13 protein-coding genes are annotated in these 18,667 nt (G+C 69.6%); 8 read left to right on the forward strand and 5 right to left on the reverse strand.

All coding sequences use genetic code 11. The features are described 5' to 3' along the window. Positions 1–10: 10 nt before the first annotated feature. The gene (locus P9K36_RS05135) at positions 11–925 is read right to left on the reverse strand and encodes a peptidylprolyl isomerase (RefSeq protein WP_111474136.1); all 915 of its coding nucleotides are present in this window, start codon (positions 923–925) and stop codon (positions 11–13) included. Positions 926–1,186: 261 nt separating this feature from the next. Here P9K36_RS05135 and secA point away from each other — a divergent pair, with 261 nt between their 5' ends. The 7 genes from secA (at position 1,187) to P9K36_RS05170 (ending at position 13,342) form a co-directional block, all read left to right on the forward strand. Next, a complete protein-coding gene (gene secA, locus P9K36_RS05140; protein ID WP_053609938.1) occupies positions 1,187–4,081 on the forward strand; it encodes a preprotein translocase subunit SecA in 2,895 nt (964 codons plus the stop codon). Positions 4,082–4,088: 7 nt separating this feature from the next. Beyond that, positions 4,089–4,760, forward strand: a complete 672-nt coding sequence (gene bioD / locus P9K36_RS05145; protein WP_043755838.1) for a dethiobiotin synthase — start codon at positions 4,089–4,091, stop codon at positions 4,758–4,760. Between the two features lie 126 nt (positions 4,761–4,886). Further along, a complete protein-coding gene (locus P9K36_RS05150; protein ID WP_278306605.1) occupies positions 4,887–6,830 on the forward strand; it encodes a KUP/HAK/KT family potassium transporter in 1,944 nt (647 codons plus the stop codon). Positions 6,831–7,137: 307 nt separating this feature from the next. Beyond that, the gene (locus P9K36_RS05155) at positions 7,138–7,542 is read left to right on the forward strand and encodes a hypothetical protein (RefSeq protein WP_043353166.1); all 405 of its coding nucleotides are present in this window, start codon (positions 7,138–7,140) and stop codon (positions 7,540–7,542) included. A gap of 159 nt (positions 7,543–7,701) precedes the next feature. Continuing rightward, a complete protein-coding gene (ahcY, locus tag P9K36_RS05160; protein WP_043353165.1) occupies positions 7,702–9,102 on the forward strand; it encodes an adenosylhomocysteinase in 1,401 nt (466 codons plus the stop codon). A 375-nt stretch (positions 9,103–9,477) separates the two neighbouring features. Beyond that, positions 9,478–12,072 carry a PAS domain-containing sensor histidine kinase gene (locus tag P9K36_RS05165; RefSeq protein ID WP_278306606.1) on the forward strand — a complete coding sequence of 865 codons (2,595 nt, stop codon included), beginning with the start codon at positions 9,478–9,480 and terminating at the stop codon, positions 12,070–12,072. Between the two features lie 37 nt (positions 12,073–12,109). After that, on the forward strand, positions 12,110–13,342 hold the full coding sequence (locus P9K36_RS05170) for an MFS transporter (RefSeq protein ID WP_043387950.1): 1,233 nt from the start codon (positions 12,110–12,112) through the stop codon (positions 13,340–13,342). Positions 13,343–13,552: 210 nt separating this feature from the next. On the opposite strand, the gene tolB is transcribed toward P9K36_RS05170, so the two are convergent. The 4 genes from tolB to tolQ all read right to left on the reverse strand — a co-directional run bounded on the left by tolB (position 13,553) and on the right by tolQ (position 17,467). Then, a complete protein-coding gene (gene tolB / locus P9K36_RS05175; RefSeq protein WP_043387949.1) occupies positions 13,553–14,890 on the reverse strand; it encodes a Tol-Pal system beta propeller repeat protein TolB in 1,338 nt (445 codons plus the stop codon). Positions 14,891–14,956: 66 nt separating this feature from the next. Further along, positions 14,957–16,267 carry a cell envelope integrity protein TolA gene (gene tolA, locus P9K36_RS05180; protein ID WP_278306607.1) on the reverse strand — a complete coding sequence of 437 codons (1,311 nt, stop codon included), beginning with the start codon at positions 16,265–16,267 and terminating at the stop codon, positions 14,957–14,959. Between the two features lie 9 nt (positions 16,268–16,276). Beyond that, positions 16,277–16,723, reverse strand: coding sequence for an ExbD/TolR family protein (locus P9K36_RS05185; protein WP_043349109.1), 447 nt, complete (start codon positions 16,721–16,723; stop codon positions 16,277–16,279). A gap of 27 nt (positions 16,724–16,750) precedes the next feature. Beyond that, positions 16,751–17,467, reverse strand: a complete 717-nt coding sequence (gene tolQ / locus P9K36_RS05190) for a protein TolQ (protein WP_278306608.1) — start codon at positions 17,465–17,467, stop codon at positions 16,751–16,753. 309 nt (positions 17,468–17,776) lie between these two features. Between tolQ and P9K36_RS05195 the strand changes: the two genes are divergently transcribed. Continuing rightward, the gene (locus tag P9K36_RS05195; protein WP_043349105.1) at positions 17,777–18,565 is read left to right on the forward strand and encodes an aldolase/citrate lyase family protein; all 789 of its coding nucleotides are present in this window, start codon (positions 17,777–17,779) and stop codon (positions 18,563–18,565) included. Positions 18,566–18,667 lie beyond the last annotated feature (102 nt).

Consider the following 18,667-nt stretch of genomic DNA (forward strand, 5'->3'; position numbering starts at 1 on the left):
CGCATCCGGCTTACGGCTTCTTCGGCTCCGACTCCGGCTGAGCGGCCGGCGGCGCGTCGGTGCGCTCGATCTTGGCCTCCGAGCGGAGCTTCAGGATCATGTCCTGCTGCGCCTTGCGGATCAGGTGCTGGTCGATCTGCTCCTTCAGCTCGTCGAAGGTCGGCTGCGGCTTCGTCCGCTTCTCCTCCACCTTGATCACGTGCCAGCCGAACTGGGTCTTGATCGGGTCCGAGACCTGTCCGGGCTTCATCGCGAACGCGGCGTTGGCGAAATCCGGGACCATCCGTTCCTTCGTGAACCAGCCGAGATCGCCGCCCTCGGTCTTCGAGCCCGGATCCTTGGAGGCCTCGGCGGCGACCTTGGCGAAATCCTCGCCGCCCTTGATGCGCGCGGCGATCTTCTTGGCCTCGGCCTCGTTGTCCACGAGGATGTGGCGCGCGTGCACCTCCTCCTCGGGCTTCATCAGCTTGACGGTCTGGTCGTAGATCGCGTGCTCCGCCTCAGGCGTGACCGCGCGCTTGGCCTCCTGCTCCAGATAGTCGTCGAGCAGCAGCTTGTCGCGGAAATAGGCGAGCTTGCGCTTGAATTCCGGCGTGTCGCCGATCTTGGCGGACTCGGCGGCCTGCGCACCGACGCGGAGATCGACCATGTAGTCGACAAGCAGGTTCTTCTTCTGCGCCTCGTCGACGCCCGGCAGCGACAGGGCGGGATCGTCCGCCGCGATGGCGAGGTCGCCCTGCGTGATCGGCTTGCCGTTCACGCTCGCCACGACCGAATCCGCGCTCGGCGCGGCGGCCGGCGCAGCGGCAGGTGTGTTAGCCGCCGGTGTCGGAGCCTTCTGGGGGGCCTGGGCCAGCGCCAGTCCCGGCATCGCGATCATGACGGCGAGCGCGCTGGCGCGCCGGAGAAGGGCGGTGTTCGGCATACGGGCGAAGTCCTCGGCTCACGTCTTGGCGCCGCACCGGATCGGCCGGGCGGCAGGCCGCGGCACAGGTGGGCCGCGTCGGGCGAGAAGGCAAGCGCGGCCATTTCACCGGTGCCGGAACCGTGACCGTACCGGCATGCGTTGAGGGCTGCCCCTTCCAGGTGCGCCGGGCGATGTTTACCTCTATAAGCCCGGCCAACTCCGTCCAGGCCGGCCCGCCACGCTCACCCGTGTGCGGGCTCGCGCGTCCGCAGGTCAACGATGCTCGGCTCCTTCGCCAAGAAGATTTTCGGCTCCTCGAACGACCGCCGCGTCAAGGGCTATCGCCCGCGCGTGGCGCAGATCAATGCGCTGGAACCGGAGATCCAGGCCCTCTCCGACGAGGCCCTGCGCGCCCGCACCGATATGCTGAAGGCGGAACTCGCCAACGGCAAGAGCCTCGACGACATCCTCGTGCCGGCCTTCGCCACGGTGCGCGAGGCGGCCAAGCGCGTCTTCGGCCAGCGCCACTTCGACGTGCAGCTCATCGGCGGCATGGTGCTCCACGAGGGCGGCATCGCCGAGATGAAGACCGGCGAGGGCAAGACCCTGGTGGCGACGCTTCCGGTCTACCTGAACGCCCTGGAGGGCAAGGGCGTCCACGTCGTCACGGTGAACGACTACCTCGCCTCGCGCGACGCCGAGTGGATGGGGCAGGTCTACCGATTCCTGGGCCTCAGCGTCGGCACCATCGTGCACGGGCTCGACGATGCGCAGCGCAAGGAGGCGTATGCCTGCGACATCACCTACGGCACCAACAACGAGTACGGGTTCGACTACCTGCGCGACAACATGAAGTACGAGATGTCCCAGCTGGCGCAGCGGGGCCATAATTTCGCGATCGTCGACGAGGTGGATTCGATCCTGATCGACGAGGCGCGGACGCCGCTGATCATCTCGGGCCCGGTGGACGACCGTTCGGAACTCTACGTGGCGGTGGACGCGCTGATGCCGCGCCTGCGCAAGGAGTTCTACGACCTCGACGAGAAGCAGCGCACCGTCTCGCTCACCGAGGAGGGGAACGAGTTCATCGAGGAGGCGATGCGGGAGGCGGGCCTCCTCAAGGAGGGCGACCTCTACGACGCCCACAACGTCACGCTGGTCCACCACGTGAACCAGGCCCTGCGCGCCCACACGCTGTTCACCCGCGACAAGGACTACATTGTCAAGAACGACGAGGTGGTGATCATCGACGAGTTCACCGGCCGCATGATGCAGGGCCGGCGCTACTCGGAGGGGCTCCACCAGGCGCTGGAGGCGAAGGAGCGGGTCACGATCCAGCCCGAGAACCAGACGCTGGCCTCGATCACCTTCCAGAACTACTTCCGCCTGTACAAGAAGCTCGCCGGCATGACCGGCACCGCCTCCACCGAGGCCGACGAGTTCGCCGAGATCTACAAGCTCGACGTGGTCGACATCCCGACCAACAAGGAGGTCGAGCGCGTCGACGAGGACGACGAGGTCTACCGCACCGTCGCCGAGAAGTACGAAGGCATCATCGCCGAGATCGACAAGGCGCATACCCGCCACCAGCCGATCCTGGTCGGCACCGGCTCGATCGAGAAGTCGGAGCACCTCGCCGAGATGCTCAAGAAGGCCGGCTACACCCTGCTCGACTATTCCGACCCGAACGCGCTCACCGACGTCTACGCCGCAGCCCGTGAGGGCCGGGTGACCAAGCGGTTTGCCGTGTTGAATGCCCGCTTCCACGAGCAGGAAGCCTACATCGTGGCCGAGGCGGGTGTCCCCGGCGCGATCACCATCGCCACCAACATGGCGGGCCGCGGCACCGACATCAAACTCGGCGGCAATCTCGAGATGCGCATCGAGAAGGAGCTGGGCCACCTCGCGGACGGTCCGGAACGCGCGTCCGCCATCGAGGCGATCAAGGCGGAGATCGCCGAGAACCGCGCCAAGGTGCTGGCCTCGGGCGAGCCGGCCGATCCCGCGGCAGGGCGCAAGAAGGACCTGCCGGGCGGCCTCTACATCATCGGCACCGAGCGCCACGAGTCGCGGCGCATCGACAACCAGCTCCGCGGCCGCTCCGGCCGCCAGGGCGATCCCGGCCGCTCGAAGTTCTACCTGTCGCTTCAGGACGACCTGATGCGCATCTTCGGCTCCGACCGCATGGACGGGATGCTGCAGAAGCTCGGCCTGGAGCAGGGCGAGGCGATCATCCACCCCTGGATCAACAAGGCCATCGAGAAGGCGCAGCAGAAGGTCGAGGCGCGCAACTTCGACATGCGCAAGAACGTGCTCAAGTACGACAACGTCATGAACGACCAGCGCAAGGTCGTCTTCGAGCAGCGCCGCGACTTCATGGGGCAGGAGAGCGTCCGCGAGACCGTGGACGAGATGCGTGAGGGCGTGATCGACGACCTCGTCGCCCGCCACATCCCGGAAAACGCCTATGCCGAGCAGTGGGACGTCGCCGGCCTGCGCGAGCAGGTGAAGGAGATCCTGAATCTCGACGTGCCGGTCGAGGACTGGGCCAAGGAAGAGGGCATCGCCGACGAGGAGATGCGCGAGCGGCTGATGAAGGCCGCCGAGACCGCCTATGCCGAGCGGACCGAGAAGAACGGCGCCGAGGTCACCGCCTATATCGAGAAGCAGGTCCTGCTCCAGACCCTGGACCACCTGTGGCGCGAGCACCTCGTGACCCTGGACCACCTCCGGCAGGTGATCGGCTGGCGCGGCTTCGCCCAGCGCGACCCGCTCAACGAATACAAGTCCGAGGCCTTCGATCTATTCGGCGGTCTCGTGACCGCCCTCCGCGAGCAGGTGACCGCCCAGCTGTCGCGGGTGGAGATCATGTTCCAGGAACAGCAGGAGGGTGAATTCCCGACGGCGCCTCCGGAACTGCCGCCGATGTTCGCCCAGCATCTCGACCCGGTCACCGGCGAGAACGAGATGGACCATGCCGGCTTCGGCTCGGGCAGCGACGGCGGCGGGGGGCCGGCCTACGGCTACGCGGCGCAAGGCCTGGCGGCGGACGGGGCCGTGCTGGAGCGCGACCCGAACGACGCGAGCACCTGGGGCCGCGTCGGCCGCAACGAGCCCTGCCCCTGCGGTTCGGGCAAGAAATACAAGCACTGCCACGGCAGCCTCCAGGCCTGAGGCCGGGATGCCCGCGCGGGCGCTCTTCATCGCCGGGGCCGGAACCGAGATCGGCAAGACCTACGTCACCGCCGCCCTGACCCGCCGCCTGCGGGCGCAGGGCCGGGCGGTCCGGACCGTGAAGCCGCTCGCGAGCGGCGTCCCGTCCCTCGGCGATCCCGGCTTCATCGAGAGCGACACGGCCCGGCTCCTAGACGCGCAAGGCATCGCCCTCGACGCGGAGGCCGTGGAGTCCTGCTCGCCCTGGCGGTTCTCGGCGCCGCTATCGCCCGATCAGGCGGCCGTGCTGGAGGGGCGGTCCCTGGACCTCACCGACCTCGTCGGTTGGTGCCGCGCAGAGATCGCCCGCACGGAGGGCACGCTGCTCATCGAGGGCGTCGGCGGCCTCATGAGTCCGGTCACCGCGGTTGCCACCGGCCTCGACTGGCTCCGGGCGCTCGGCGTGCCGGCGCTGCTCGTCTCCGGGAGCTATCTCGGGGCGATCAGCCACGCGCTCACCGCCTGCGAGACCCTGCGCCTCCACGATGTGCCGTTGCGCGCCGTGGCGGTCAGCGAGAGCCCGGGTGCACCAGCCCCCGCCGCGACCGTCGCCGCCGCGATCGCCCGGCATGCCGGCGCCCCCGTGTTCTGCCTGCGCCGCGGCGAGACCTGCCCGGAGGATCTGGCCGGCCTGATCTGATCGCGGCCGGTGTCCGTTGCTGGACGGCGCGGCCGCAGCCGCTACCTTTATCGTTGCGGCATCACACCCGGCGCCGGAACGCGATGTCCGGACGTCGAGACCGGGTGGCCCTCGGGGAATCCTGCATTGAGCCAGACCCTTGCCCCGGCGGCGAAGACCCGGCCCGAGACCGGCACGACCGACGCGGATGCGGCGCGCGGCCGGCTCCGACCCGCCCTCGTCCTGGGCGCGCTGGGCGTCGTGTACGGCGACATCGGCACGAGCCCGCTCTACGCGTTCAAGGAGGCCGTGAAGGCGGCGACCGCCGGCGGGGCGTCGGTGCCGGCGGCGGCCACGGGGGCGGTGTCGCTGATCCTGTGGTCGCTGATCCTGATCGTGTCGCTGAAATACGCGGTGCTGATCCTGCGCGCCGACAACCGCGGCGAGGGCGGCATCGTCGCCATGCTGGCGCTGCTCGGCGCCCGGCAGGCCCGGCCGGGCACGGGGAGGGCGCTGCTTCTGGTGGTCGGTCTGGTGGGGGCGGCGCTGCTCTACGGCGACGGCGCGATCACCCCGGCGATCTCGGTCCTGTCGGCGATCGAGGGCGTGAAGGTCGATGCGCCGGCGCTCGGCCCGTACGTGGTGCCGATCACGCTCGTCATCCTCGTCGGGCTGTTCCTGGTCCAGCACAAGGGCGTGGCCGCCATCGGCCGCGTGTTCGGGCCCGTGATGCTCGTCTGGTTCCTGGTGCTGGGGCTGCTCGGGATCGCCGGCATCATCGCCAAGCCCGAGATCCTGGCGGCAGCCAACCCGTTGCGGGCGGTGGACTTCCTGGTCCATGCCGGCTGGCATGTCAGCTTCCTGATGCTGGGCGCGGCCTTCCTGGCGGTGACCGGCGGCGAGGCGATGTATGCCGATCTCGGCCATTTCGGCGCCCTGCCGATCCGCATCGCATGGTTCGCGGGGGTGCTCCCGGCGCTCATGCTCAATTACTTCGGCCAGGGCGCCCTGCTGATCGCCGCGCCCGACGCCCTCGAGAACCCGTTCTTCCGCCTCTGCCCGGATTGGGGACACCTGCCGCTGGTCGCCCTGGCCACGATGGCGACCATCATCGCCTCGCAGGCGATCATCTCGGGCGTGTTCTCGCTGACCCAGCAATCGATCCAGCTCGGCTTCCTGCCGGCGATGCGCATCGTGCAGACGGCGCACGAGGAGCGCGGCCAGATCTACGTGCCGGCGGTGAACTGGCTGCTGGCCGCAGCGACCCTCACCGCGGTGGTGGTGTTCGGCTCCTCCGACGCCCTCGCCGGGGCCTACGGGATCGCGGTGTCGATGCTGATGGGCATCACCACGCTGCTCGCCGCGCTCATCGCGCTGCGCTGGGGCTACAATCCGATCCTGGTCTTCGCGGTCAACGGCGCCTTCCTCGCCCTCGACGCCGTGTTCTTCGCCGCCAACAGCGTGAAGCTGTTCGAGGGCGGCTGGTTTCCCCTCGTGCTCGCCGGTCTCGTCGCCCTGATGATGCTGACATGGAAGAAGGGCAACGAGCTGGTCGAGGAGGCGCGGGCCGCCCTGCGCCTGCCGGAAGACGTATTCCTGACCGGCCTCCAGCACCGCGATCTTCTGCGCCTGCCGGGCACAGCCGCGTTCCTCTCGGCCGCGGAGCACGGGATCCCGCTGCACCTCTCGCGCTTCGTGGAGCGCAACCGCGCCCTGATGGAGCGGATCCTGATCATCACGGCGCTTTATGAGGAGACGCCCACCGTCCCACGGGATCAGCGCGCCCATGTGACGATCCTGGCGCCGGACTTCTACCGGGTGATCCTGCGCTACGGCTTCATGGAGGAGGCCTCGATCCCGGAAGGCCTCGCATGCGCGGTCGAATCCCGCCATCTGCCGCCGCACATCCTCGACGACATGACCATCTTCGTCGGACACGAGACGATCATCCCGCGGAACGACAAGCGGGGCATGGCGCCCTGGCGGGAGAACCTGTTCGCCTTCATGCAGCGCAATGCCGAGCGCACGGGCGCGTTCTTCGGCGTGCCGACCCGGCAGGTCGTGGAGGTCGGCACCGAGATCGAGATCTAGCCCGGCGCCCGAGACATTCCCGCCGCCCGGACAGTCACCGTCGCGACGCGCGGCAGCAGAGGCCGAGTCGTACCGAGAGATCGACGGACCGGCGGCCCGTCTATATCCACCGATCGGGCCCCGGGGATTGGCGCGACCGCCGTCCTGTGCTCCGCGCCGATCCGGACCTGCTTCCGGCGTGCGTGCGCCGAAGCACGGAAACTTGAAGCCGCTCCGCCCCACCGCGGGGAACCGGAGCCGTCCGCCGTCGTTCCGCCCCGACACAGGCGACGCGCCCCCTTTGGGCGCGCCCGATCGGAGAGACAGCATGAACAGGGATCATCTCGAAGGCGGCGTCCGCCATCTGCGCGGTCGGGTCAAGACGGCCGCAGGCGCGGTTCGCGGCCGGGCCGGCGACCAATTCGAGGGCGCTTACGATCAGGCGGCCGGCGCCGCTCAGTACGCCTACGGCGAGGCCCGGGACACGGTGCGCGACCTGCGCCACGGGGGCGAGCACCTCGTCGAGGAGGGGCGCGCCCGGTTCCGTGAGGTCAGCGATCGCGGGCACGCCCTGGCCGACGAGGCGATCGAACGCGGTCATCACTACCGCGATCGCGCGGTGCACCACGGCCGCAGCCTCGCGGCGCGTGCGGACGAGAACCGCGGCGCGACCCTCGCCCTCGTGGCCGCCGTGGCTTTCGGCCTCGGATGGCTGGCGCGGCCGAGCCGCTGAGCGGCCGCATCGACCCTGATCCGGAGCGGGGCGGGCACGCGCGTGGCCGCCCCGCCGATCAGAACGCATAAAGACATCTTTATGTCTTGATTGCTTCGTAGGTCGCGGGATGGTAGGGGATTGCCCCGACCCGCAACGCGAACACGGAGCCATCGACTCATGGCCAAGGATTACATCGTCAAGGATATCGGGCTGGCCGATTACGGCCGGAAGGAAATCTCGATCGCCGAGACGGAGATGCCGGGCCTGATGGCGGTCCGCGAGGAGTACGGCGCGGCGCAGCCCCTGAAGGGCGCGAAGATCGCCGGCTCGCTCCACATGACGATCCAGACCGCCGTGCTGATCGAGACCCTGAAGGCGCTCGGCGCCGACATCCGCTGGGTCTCCTGCAACATCTACTCGACCCAGGATCACGCCGCCGCCGCGATCGCCGCCGCCGGCATCCCGGTCTTCGCCGTCAAGGGCGAGACCCTGGAGGAGTACTGGGACTACACCTCGCGACTGTTCGACTGGCATGACGGCGGCATGCCGAACATGATCCTCGACGACGGCGGCGACGCGACCATGTTCGTCCATCTCGGCCTGCGCGCCGAGAACGGCGATACCGCCTTCCTCGACAAGCCGGAGAGCGAGGAGGAGGAGGTCTTCTTCGCGCTCCTCAAGCGGAAGCTCGCCGAGAAGCCGAAGGGCTGGTTCGCGGGCCTCGCCGACAGCATCAAGGGCGTCTCCGAGGAGACCACCACGGGCGTGCATCGCCTCTACGTGCTCGCCAAGGAAGGCAAGCTGCTCTTCCCGGCGATCAACGTGAACGACTCGGTCACCAAGTCGAAGTTCGACAACCTCTACGGCTGCAAGGAGTCGCTGGTCGACGGCATCCGTCGCGGCACCGACGTGATGATGGCCGGCAAGGTGGCCATGGTCGCGGGCTTCGGCGACGTGGGCAAGGGCTCGGCCGCCTCCCTGCGCAACGCCGGCTGCCGCGTGCTCGTGTCGGAGATCGACCCGATCTGCGCGCTTCAGGCCGCCATGGAGGGCTACGAGGTCGTGACCATGGAGGATGCGGCCCCGCGCGCCGACATCTTCGTCACCGCCACGGGCAACAAGGACATCATCACCATCGAGCACATGCGGGCGATGAAGGACCGGGCCATCGTCTGCAACATCGGCCACTTCGACAACGAGATCCAGGTCGCCGGCCTGAAGAACCTCAAGTGGTCGAACATCAAGCCGCAGGTGGACGAGATCACCTTCGCGGACGGCCACCGCATCATCCTCCTGTCGGAGGGGCGCCTGGTGAACCTCGGCAACGCCACCGGTCACCCGTCCTTCGTGATGTCGGCCTCGTTCACCAACCAGACGCTGGCCCAGATCGAGCTGTGGTCCAACCCGGGCAAGTACCAGAAGCAGGTCTACACCCTGCCGAAGACGCTCGACGAGAAGGTGGCGGCCCTGCACCTGGAGAAGATCGGCGTGAAGCTCTCGAAGCTCCGCCCCGATCAGGCGGCCTATATCGGCGTCGCCGAGAACGGCCCCTTCAAGTCCGAGCACTACCGCTACTGAGCCCGGCGTTCCGGGCGGCGCGCACGGCCCCGATCGCGGGCCGAGCGGCGCGCCGTCCGGTCCCGGCACGCGGTCAGTTCGGCAGGAATCCTGGAGGCCCGGCGCGCTGCGCCGGGCCTTCTCGTTTGTCAAGCACTCGATGCCGATTCGAACTGTGTCTTCTGTGTGTCGTTAACGAGTGATTATGCCGACATCGTCAAAGGCCACGCTTCGTTCCCCTTCCGGGTCGAATCCGCCCCACTGTAGAGTGTGGGCGAATCTTAGATCGGCGGGGCTGCGGCGGTTCGGGAGAATCACTGCAGGAACGGTGCGTTCCGCGCCGCGCGGTGACGCGCGCCGGCCGGACCGCCATCGGGCGCGAGGGCGGGGCGAAGCATGGGTGTCGGTCGTGCGACGCACGTTCGGATCGGCGTGGGCGCACTTGCCCTGATGACGGCGAGCGCGGCGCTCGCCGAGCTGCCGGAGGCCGCCGCGGCGCATCCCGCGCGGGAGATCCACAGCGTGGCCGCCCTGGCGATCCTGGGCGGCCTCGTAGCCTTCGCGGTGATCCTTTCGCTCCTCCACCTGTACGAGCGCGGGCGGTGGACCCGTCGCGAGCGCGAACTCGCCGCGACCCTCGATGTCCTGCGCGGCGCCCACGACCGGGCCGAGATGCTCCTCAACGCCGAGCGCCAGATCATCGTAACCTGGGATCAGCGCAGCGAACCGGTGGTGGAGGGCGACATCAGCCTCGCGATCCACGGCGAACGGCCGGCCTCGGGCTATGCCCGCCGGGTGCTGGCCTTCGGGACCTGGCTCGTCGCCGCCGACGCGACCGCAGTCGAGGCCGCCGTGGAAACCCTGCGGACGCGGGGCACGAGCTTCGCGCTGAGCCTGCGCAGTCAGACCGGCCGGAACATCGAGGCTCACGGGCAGGCCGTGGCGGGACGGGCGCTCCTGCGCCTGCGCGAGACCAGCCAGGAGCGCTGCGAGATCGCCGACCTGCGGGCGACCCTGGACGAGACCCGCCGGGGGCTGTCGGCCCTGTCGGGTCTCCTCGACGCGATCCCGCAGCCGGTCTGGCGGCGCAACCGGGACGGCGGCCTGAGCTGGGTCAACGCCGCCTACGTGGCGGCGGTCGAGGCGGACAGCCGCGAGGCGGCCCTCGATGCCGGCCTGGAGCTGTTCGACCGGCCGGCACGGGAGACCATCGCCCGCGAGGAGGCGGCCCGGTTCGCCGGCCTGACCCGAAGCGTTCCGCGCCTCTCGGCCATCGTGGCCGGCAACCGGCGCATGCTCGACGTGTTCGAGACGGGCCTCGAGACCGGCCGGGTCGGCATCGCCATCGACGTGTCGGAACTCGAGAGCGTGCGCGCCGACCTGCAGCGGCAGATGAACGCCAACGTCCGCACCCTCGACCAGCTGCCGACCGCCGTGGCGATGTTCGACGTCTCGCAGCGCCTGATCTTCCACAACGCCGCCTACCGTCAGCTCTGGGACCTCGATCAGGCCTTCCTGGACGGCCGCCCGTCGGACGGCGAGATCCTCGATCACCTCAGGGCAGAGCGGAAGCTCGAGGAGCATGCGGATTTCCGCGGCTGGAAGCAGGGCGTGCTGTCCGCCTACCGGGCCGCGGAGGCGAACCAGACGTGGTGGTACCTGCCCGACGGCCGGACGCTGCGCGTCGTCGCAGATCCCAACCCGCAGGGCGGCCTGACCTACCTGTTCGACGACGTCTCGGATCGCCTGAACGCCGAGTCGCGCTACAACGCCCTCCGGCGGCTGCAGGCCGAGACCCTGGACACGCTGGCCGAGCCGGTGGCCGTGTTCGGCGCGGACGGGCGCCTGACCCTCGCCAACCGGGCCTTCTGCACCGTGTGGCGGCTCGACCCGGCCATGGTCGAGGACCGCCCGCACGTGGACGCCGTCATCGCCGCCTGCCGCACCCTGGCGCCCGCCGAGGAGCCGTGGCTCGATATCCGGGATGCGGTGGTCGGCCTCGAGTCGCGCACCGCCCGCGCGTGCCGGCTTGAGGTGGTGGACGGCACCGTCCTCGACTGCGCGGCGCAGCCGCTCCCGGAGGGCGCGACGCTCCTCACCCTGATCGACGTCACGGCGAGCGTGAACGTCGAGCGGGCCCTCACCGAGAAGAACGACGCCCTGGAGAAGGCCGCGCAGCTGCGCGACACCTTCGTGCACCACGTCTCCTACGAGTTGCGCTCGCCGCTCACCAACATCATCGGCTTCACCCAGCTCCTGGGCGACGAGACCGTGGGCGCGCTCAACGAGCGGCAGCGCGAATATGCCGACCACATCATGCGCTCCTCGGCGGCGCTGCTCGTCATCATCAACGACATCCTCGACCTCGCCTCGATCGATGCCGGCTCGCTGGAGCTGCAGCGGGAAGAGGTCGACGTCCAGGCGACGATCGAGGCCGCCGTGCGCGGCATCGAGGACCGGCTGGCGGAATCGCACATCACCCTGGCACTCGACGTGCCGGAGGATATCGGCAGCGTCCATGCGGACGGGAAGCGGGTCCGCCAGATCCTGTTCAACCTGCTGTCCAACGCCGTCGGCTTCTCGGATGCGGGCCAGCGCGTCGAGGTCCATGCCCGCCGCACCGCACAGGAACTTCTCCTCAGCGTCCGGGACCACGGCCGCGGCATGCCGCCCGAGATCGCCGATTCGGTGTTCAACCGCTTCGAGAGCCACACCCTCGGCACCCGCCATCGCGGTGTCGGTCTCGGCCTGTCGATCGTCCGGTCCTTCGTCGAGCTGCATGGCGGCCGGGTCCTGCTGGAGACCGCTCCGGGGAACGGCACCCGCGTGACCTGCACCTTCCCCACCGATCTCGCGGGGGACCCCCGGCGCGAGCCGATCCCCGAATCGCGCCCCCCGGTCCCGCCACAGGCGCCGCCGCGCAAGCCCGGCCTGAGCGTGGCCTCGAGCCGGCTCGAGGCTGCGTCATCCGACCGGCGCACGTCGCCGTAGCGCTTGCTTCTTCCGGCGGTCCCGCGCAGCAGGAAGCATGTCCGCACACGATCGTTCCGGCTGGGCCGTCTTCGGCATCGGCGATTTCCGCCTGTTCGGCGCGGCCCGTTTCCTGACGGGCCTCGCCTATCAGATGCAGGCCGTGGCGATCGGCTGGTTCGTCTACGATGTGACCCATTCCGCCCTGGCGCTGGGCCTTGTGGGCCTCGCGGGCTTCCTGCCAGCGGTGCTCTGCGCGCTGATCACCGGCCATGTCGCGGATGCCTACGATCGCCGCCTCGTCGGCGCCGCCGCCTTCGCCCTTCAAAGTCTGGCGAGCTTCGGCCTCCTCGCCTGCGCGCTCTCAGGCGTACACGCCGTCTGGCCCATCTACGCTCTCGTCATCCTCGTGGGCACCGCCAGGGCCTTCGCCAACCCGGCCCTCCAGGCGCTGCTGCCGACCCTGGTGCCGGGACCGCTTTTCAGCTCGGCCATCGCGTGGAACGCGTCCCTGTGGCAGAGCGCCTCCGTGATGGGACCGGCTTTGGGCGGCTTCCTCTACGCCCTCGGGCCCGCCGTGGTGTTCGGCGGGGCCGGGGCCAGCTTTGCCGTGGCCAGCGTCCTGACCCTGCTGATCCGCTTCCGGCCGGCGGCGGTGAGCGAGCGGCCGCCGATCACCTGGGCGGCCCTCTCGGCCGGCATCGCCTACATCCGCTCGCAGCCCGTTGTGCTCGGGGCGATCAGCCTCGACCTGTTCACCGTGCTGCTCGGCGGCGCCACGGCGCTGCTGCCGATCTATGCCGACGAGGTGCTGCATGTCGGCCCACTCGGGCTCGGGGCGCTCCGGAGCATGCCGGCCTTCGGCGCGGTCGCCATGGCGGTGCTGCTGGCGAATTACCCCCTGCGGCGCCATGCCGGGCTGCGCATGCTCCGGGCCGCCGCCGTGTTCGGCGCCGCCACGGTCGCCTTCGGGCTCTCGACGTCGCTGCCGCTTTCGATGGCCTGCCTGTTCGTCACGGGCGCCGCCGACATGATCTCGGTCTACGTGCGCCAGACCTTCGTGCAGGGGGAGACGCCGGACGCCATGCGCGGCCGCGTCTCGGCGGTGAACACGGTCTTCATCGGGGCTTCGAACGAACTCGGCGAGTTCGAATCCGGGCTGCTGGCCGCCGCCATCGGGGCGGTCCCGGCGGTGGTGGTCGGGGGCGCCGCGACGATCGGCGTGGCGCTGCTCTGGGGCCGGCTGTTCCCGGCCCTCAAGGCGCGCGACCGGCTGATGGTGCAGGGGTGACGAGATCGGGACGCGGCCGGAGATGCCTCGGCGTCGTCCGCGATGGCCCGCGTCGCCGCCGTGTTCGCGCGCCGAGCGCTGCGCTCCAGGCCGGCGCCACGCATGCGGACCTGACGCGGCCCTGGGTCACCGCACGGCACGCGCGATGACGGGCGGAGCCGCGGCGTCCGACAACACCGGACGCCGCCGATCGGGAGAGGTGGCTGCCGCTCAGCGGCCCGCCAGCAGCGGCGACCATGTGGGATCCGACGCGTAGGCGGGCGTCGGGACCGGCTGCTCGACCTTGCCGGTGATGTCGACCATGAACAGCTTGCCGCCGCCCTGACCGCCCGGATCGCGGAAGAACAGCACGTACTGGCCGTTCGGCGCGAAGGTCGGGCCCTCGTTGTGGAAGCCCTCGGTGAGGACGCGCTCGCCGGACCCGTCGGGCTTCGCCACGCAGATGGCGAACCCGCCGTTGCGCTGCCGGGTATAGGCGATCAGGTCGCCCCGGGGCGACCAAGCCGGCTGGGAGGCCGAGCCGGCGCCGAAGGTGATGCGGTGCGGGTTCGAGCCGTCCGCCCCCATCACGTAGACCTGCTGCGAGCCGCCGCGGTCGGACTCGAAGGCGATCTGCGCGCCATCCGGCGAGTAGGTCGGCGAGGTATCGATCGCCATGCCGTTGGTGATCGACCGCTGGGCCTTCGAGGCGATGTCCATGGTCACGATGTCGGCGTTGCCGCCCTGCTGGACGCTCATCACGATCTTGCGCCCGTCCGGGGAGAAGCGCGGGCTCGCGCTCATCGAGTCGACATTGCCGAGCGCCTGGCGCGAGCCGGTCTCCAGGTTGATGACCTGGACCCGCGGCTGGTGGCCGGTGGCCTGCGCCATGAAGGCGATGTCCTGCGTGGCCGGCGAGTAGCGCGGCGCCACGATCGACATCTCGCCGGTGGTGATGGCCCGGACGTTGGCGCCGTCCTGGTCCATGACCATCAGGCGCTTCCGGCGGTTCTCCTTCGGACCGGTCTCGTCCACGAAGGCGATGCGGCTGTCGAACCAGGGGCCGAGGCCGGTGATCTTGGTGTAGACCGCATCGGAGATCAGGTGGCCGGTGCGCCGGACGTTGGCGGCGTCCGTGCCGTATTGCTGGCCGGTCATCTGCTGGCCGGAGGTCACGTCCCAGAGCCGGAACTCGACCTTGACCCGGCCGGCCTCTCGGACGACGCGGCCGGTGACGAGCCCCTGGACGCCGGTGGCGCGCCACTTCTCGAAATTCGGAGCGGCATCGAAGTTCGGCTGCTCCGGGAAGCGGGCGTGTTCGAGGGGCGTGAAATAGCCGGAGCGGCGCAGGTTGTTGGTGACCACGCCGGAGACGAGGCCGCCGAGGCTCGGGTCGCCGCCGAAATCCGCGATGGCGATGGGCATCGGCTGGAAGTTGCCGCCGCCGATGCGCAGCTGCAGCTGCGCCTGGGCGGGCCCCGCCAGGAAGCCCGTCAGCATCACGAGAAGCGCGATCAGGCGCGCGGCATAGGACGTCGGGAGACGCCCGACGAAGGGGAGGTGCAGCATGGTGGGTCGGATCCGAGTGACGATCAGACGAGGACGCGGGGACGGCGGTACGCGGGCTGGAAGACCTCAGGTCGCCGTGAACTCGAACTCCGCGTTGATGGCCTTCCAGTCGTTGTAATACGGCGCATAGGTGGCCGGAATGTTGTACGGCGCGCAACGGCGCACCGCCCGGAGCGCGGCCTGCGCGATCGACTGATCCACCGCGCTCGACCCGCCGCGCATGATCCGCGGCTCGGTGCTGAGCGAGCCGTTCGGGTTCAGGCGGATGTCGAGCACCGGCAGGACCACGCCCTGGGCCGCGCCGGGAGGCGCCGAGTAGCAGCGCTCGATCTGCTGCTGGAGCAGGCCGACCAGGGCGTCGCGCAGCGACGGGGACAGACGCTGCGCCGTGCCGGTCGCGGCGCCCAGCGCCGCCACCTTCTGGACCGTGTGGCCGGTGGCGCCGGTGGATTGCGACGGCGCCTTCGAAGCCAGCATCGAACGGATATCGCCAGCATTGAACTTGTCGGCGAGTTCGGCCTGCTTGCGCGCCTTGGCCTCGGCGTCGGCCTTCGCCTTCGCATCCGCCATGGCCTTCGCCTTCGCTTTGGCAGCAGCCTCCGCCTTGGCCTTCGCGGCGGCTTCCGCCTTCTCGCGCTCCGCTTCGGCCTTGGCCTCGGCGATCTCCTTCTGGCGCTCGGCTTCCGCCTCGGCCTTCGCCTTGGCGTCCGCGGCCTTCTTGGCGGCTTCCTTCGCAGCTTCCTTCGCGGCTTCCTTGGCCGCTTCGGCCTTGGCGGCGGCCTCGGCCTTGGCCTTCGCGGCGGCCTTCTGCGCGGCGGCCTCGGCTTCGGCCTCCTGCTTCTCGATCAGCTTCTCGAGCTGTTCGCGCTTCTCGGCTTCGGCCTTGGCAGCGGCGGCCTCGGACTTGGCCTTCGCCTCGGCCTTGGCGGCCTTGTCGGCCGCAGCCTTCTCCGCAGCCTTGGCGGCCGCCTTCTCGGCGTCGCGCTTCTCCTGCGCCGCCTTCGCGGCCTGAGCCGCCTCCTGCGGATCCGGCTCGCCGCGGAGCGGCATCTCCTCCGCGTTGGCGAGCTTCATCTCGGCGGTGCGGGTGGGGGCGGTGGGGGCGTCGGTCTTGGCGTTCTCGGGCTCGCGATCCTCGAACTTCTCGGCCTTGCGGTCCGCCCGCGATGTCGCGTTCGGCATCGGCTTGTCGGCCTGCCGCTCACCCTTGGTGATCTCGGAGAACTGGTTCTCGGTGATCACCTCGACGGGCACGCCCTCCTGGGCCTCCGGCAGGGCCGGGGCCGCAACGCTGACGAGCGCCAGCGCGAGCAGCGCGACATGGGTGCCGGCTGAGATCCAGACACCCGGTTCCTTGCGGTCGAAGCGGAACTCCACGGGACGGCCCTACTGATGCTCAGGCTCGGTGACGAGGGCGACCTTCTTGAAGCCGCCGCCGGTCACGATCGCCATCACCTGCGCCACGCGGCCGTAATCGACCCGCTTGTCGCCGCGCACGAAGACGCGCTCCTCGGTCCCGGTCTTGGCGGTCTCCATGAGCTTCGGCACGATCGTGTCGTCCGTCAGTTCGTCCTCGCCCAGGAAGACCTGGCCGGTCTGGCGGATCGACAGGGTGATCGGCTTCACGTCGGAATTCAGCGGGGAGGCCTTGGATTGTGGCAGATCCAGGGGAACGCCCACGGTCATCATCGGCGCCGCGACCATGAAGATGATCAGGAGAACGAGCACGACGTCGATGAACGGCGTCATGTTGATCTCGTTGATGGGACCGCCGCGGCGGCCCCGGCGCCGGCGGCGCTTGCCGCCCTGCGATGCGCCCGCTGCCATGCCCATGGATCATTCTCCTCTGGATCAGCCGGGTCAGGCGGCGAGCGGCAGCCGCTCGTCGATCTGGCGGGAGAGGATGGCGGAGAACTCGTCGGCGAAGCCCTCGAGGCGCGACTGCGCCTTGGTCACCTCGGCCTGGAGCTTGTTGTAGGCGAGCACCGCCGGGATCGCGGCGAACAGGCCGATGGCGGTGGCGAACAGCGCCTCGGCGATGCCGGGAGCGACGACCGCGAGCGACGTGTTCTTCGAGGCCGCGATCGACGTGAAGGCGGTCATGATGCCCCAGACCGTGCCGAACAGGCCGATATACGGGCCGGCCGAACCGATCGAAGCGAGGAACAGGAGCCGCGACTCAAGCCGCTCGACCTCGCGGTGGATGGTGACGTCGAGCTGCTTCTCGATGCGTTGCGAGAGCGACTGGATCTGCCGGCCGGATCCCTCGAAGGAGCGCTTCCACTCCCGCATGGCGGCGACGAAGACGGCGGCGAGGCCGGTGGCCGGACGGTCGTTGAACGAGCGGAACAGCTCCTCCAGGGAGCGGCCGGACCAGAACGCGTCCTCGAACGCGTCCATCTCGGCCTTCGTCCGGCGGAACAAAAGTGTCTTGTCGACGATGATCGACCAGCACCAGATCGAGGCGCTGAGCAGCCCGATCATCACGATCTTCACGACGAAGTGGGCCTGCAGGAACAGGCCGAGCAGCGTGATGTCGGCGACAGGCGCGGCCTGCATCGCGTCGGCTGGGTTCATCCGTCGAGATCTCCTGCTCCGGATCGCGATGCGCCGGGCGAGGCCCGCGTCCGTCGGATCCGTGAGCGATATCAACGCTGTCGCCCGCGAATCTGTCGAAAGTAAGGGCCGTCGGCGGCCCCGCGCCCCGCCGTGGCATCGCCTCCGTTAAGGGCGCGGCAGGGTTAAGGATCGGTTTCGATCCAGGCGATCCTGAGGCACCGGACGCGGGCTTCCGGGCCATTCGGGCTGGACCTGCCGAAAGAGCCTCCCGTATGGTCGCCGCCAGCGGCGCCGAGTCGAGAGCCCTGAGATCCACGCAGGACGCGCATGACCCTCCCCGTTCCCAGCTTGCCCGACCTTCTGCCCACCGGCCCGGCCCGGTTCCTGGGCTGGTCCATGATCGCGGACCCGATGGTGGCCGGCTTCCTGGCGCGCGCGGGTTTCGATGCCGTGCTCTTGGATCAACAGCACGGCACCCACGATTACAAATCTTGTTGTGCGGCGATCACGGAAGTGGCGCTGGCCGGCAAATCGACGCTGGTGCGGGTGCCGGTGGGCGACTTCGCCATGGTCTCGCGGATGCTCGATGCCGGCGCCGCCGGCGTCGTGGCGCCCATGATCAACACCGTGGCGGACGCCGAGGCGTTCGCCGCCGCCGCGAAATTCCCGCCGGTGGGCCAGCGGAGTTGGGGGCCGGACCGGGCCATGTGGCTGTCGGGGCTCCGGAACGGGGCGGATTACCTCGCAGGCGCCAACGACCGGGCCCTCACGATCGCCATGTGCGAGACCCAGGCGGCGATCGCCGACCTGGAGGCGATTCTCGCCGTACCGGGCATCGACGGGATCCTGGTCGGTCCCGCCGACCTGTCGATCGCCCTGTCGCAGGGGACCGTCATCGACCCCCTGGGATCGGCGGTGACGGCAGCCCTCAGCGAGATCGCGCGCAAGACTCGGGCGGCCGGCAAGATCCCCTGCGCCTTCGCGCCATCTCCTGCGCGGGCGCGGGAAATGGTCGGGATGGGCTACCAGCTGGTCTCGATCGAGTATGACGCGATGACCATCGTCAACGCCTTCGCCCGCGTGCTGTGCGAGGCCGATCCATCCCGGGCGGGCTGAGCTCCAGACAGGCTTGCATTGGCAAGCCGACGGATGATCCGCTCATGGCGCTGGCTGATGCCGGGTATCCGCCGCAGAGCCGGCGGTCGCTTTTGCAAAATC

It is taken from the genome of Methylobacterium sp. 391_Methyba4 (assembly GCF_029691625.1).
In the GTDB taxonomy this organism is placed as follows: domain Bacteria; phylum Pseudomonadota; class Alphaproteobacteria; order Rhizobiales; family Beijerinckiaceae; genus Methylobacterium; species Methylobacterium fujisawaense.